Source organism: Aquimarina sp. RZ0 (genome assembly GCF_008370685.1).
GTDB lineage: Bacteria > Bacteroidota > Bacteroidia > Flavobacteriales > Flavobacteriaceae > Aquimarina.
Genome location: NZ_VTZU01000195.1, coordinates 1 through 1,803 on the forward strand (window position 1 = coordinate 1; position 1,803 = coordinate 1,803).

The 1,803-nt window shown below is 33.1% G+C and carries 1 protein-coding gene and 2 pseudogenes; all 3 read left to right on the plus strand.

Features of this window, described 5'->3' with window-relative positions:
* Positions 1–1,249, plus strand: a 1,249-nt coding sequence (locus F0000_RS27165) for a transposase (RefSeq protein WP_149627828.1), incomplete at its 5' end; no start/stop codon positions are given.
* A gap of 16 nt (positions 1,250–1,265) precedes the next feature.
* Positions 1,266–1,384, plus strand: a pseudogene (locus tag F0000_RS27170) (IS1595 family transposase); the annotation flags it as partial.
* Positions 1,385–1,535: 151 nt separating this feature from the next.
* Positions 1,536–1,692 (plus strand): annotated as a pseudogene (locus F0000_RS28495) (IS1595 family transposase); the annotation flags it as partial.
* Positions 1,693–1,803: the final 111 nt, after the last annotated feature.

Below are 1,803 nucleotides of genomic sequence, written 5' to 3' on the forward strand. Positions count from 1 at the left end.
ACTCTTGGTTTTACCGGTCTTAGGACATCAAACAATTCATTCCTTTGTGAGAAATTCTGAAAAAGGTATTTTTAATTTTGGTAAGGATGCCTACTATCGGATATTGTCCAATCAAAAAATAGACTGGAGAAGGCTTCTTTTATCATTTGTATCCCAATATTTGGAAAAAGACAATGATTTCACTCCACCAGATAATGATCTAAAATGTTTGGTTTTTGATGATACCGACATTCCTAAAACAGGAAAAACTATAGAAGGTATTTCTAAAATATACAACCATGTAACCAAACGGTATATCTTTGGTTTCAAGCTATTGGTAGCAGGGTATTGGAATGGTAGTGTACTTGTTCCAGTAGATTTCAGCTTTCATAGGGAAAGTAAAACCACCAAATATGGGCTTACCCCTAAAGAACGGAAAAACCAACAATCCACTATACGTCCCAAGACAACCAAAGCATCCCAGCGTTTTTTAGAGCTCAATTCAAAGAAGACCTCTATAATGATCCAAATCTTCAAACGGATCTGTAAACGTAAGATCAGGATAGATTACATCCTTATGGATAGCTGGTTTACCTCCCTAAGTGTGGTCAAGCAACTTAAATCAGTAGACACTAATGTCGAAATTATAGGAATGTACAAATACAACAGCACTTTGATTATTGAAAATAAAGAAGTTACCATCAAAGCACTTAAGAAGAAAAAGGAGAAACCAAAAAGGTGCAGGAAAATGAATTTTTACTACCGAAAATATTACGCAAAAATTGATGGTATCCAAGTCCTAATCTTCCTTTCTAAAAAAGGGGTGAATGGAAAATGGCACACCATATTATCAACAGACACAAGCCTTAGCTTTGTTAAAATGATAGAAACCTACAACATACGATGGACCATTGAAGTGTTCTTTAAAGAAATGAAGCAATTGTTTGGATTAGGCAAATGCCAATCCACTAATTTTGACGTACAAGTGGCACAAACAACTATAGCAATGATACAATACTTGCTCACTAGCATACGGTATCGCATGGAAGCCTACGAAACTATTGGGGGACTATTTCGAGAACTAAAACAACAATACATCAAATACAAACTCAACCAAAGGATATTAAGGATAGTAATGCAAATAATAGCCGTTTTGGAATTAATTGTAGATAATCTCGATATAGAACGAACTGTCTCTAAAATAATAGGAAACATCGAAGAATTTAATTTCCTGATACCAAGAAAACAATCTGAAACAACCCTAAACTAAGGGTGCGAAACTTCAGTATTATATAAAAGCTGTTTGAGGTTATGAATGTAAATCTTGTCGAGGTCGTACTTCTTTGCGAAGTGGTACCATTTGCAAAATTCTAATCTTTCTTTTGCAATATGGTATAATACGATTTACAACTAAAAATTTCGCATATTCATCGTTTCTTTTTCCTTTCTACTTCGTTTAAAAAATAAACCGTAGCTATAACTATGCTTGATTTTTTTGCCTTGCATAAAGAAAAAATAATTCAATGAATTTATACGAATTTTTTAATCACAAATCGTATAAGAAGGTATTTTTGATAACTACCACTGAAAAAAGAATTTCTTCTATAGAAATCCAGAAGCGACCTGATCCAAAAAGATATGAGCATGTTTAGATTATAGTTTACAAACTCTGTAAAGAGATGGGGTAACAAAGATACTCGCTATACATTAGAAGATGAGATGAGAGTGTAAATATAACCTTGTCTGAATACTAAATTTTTAATTTATACATTATTCAGATAAGATGACAAAGACAGAACAGCAAGAATTAGAAAAGAAAGCTCT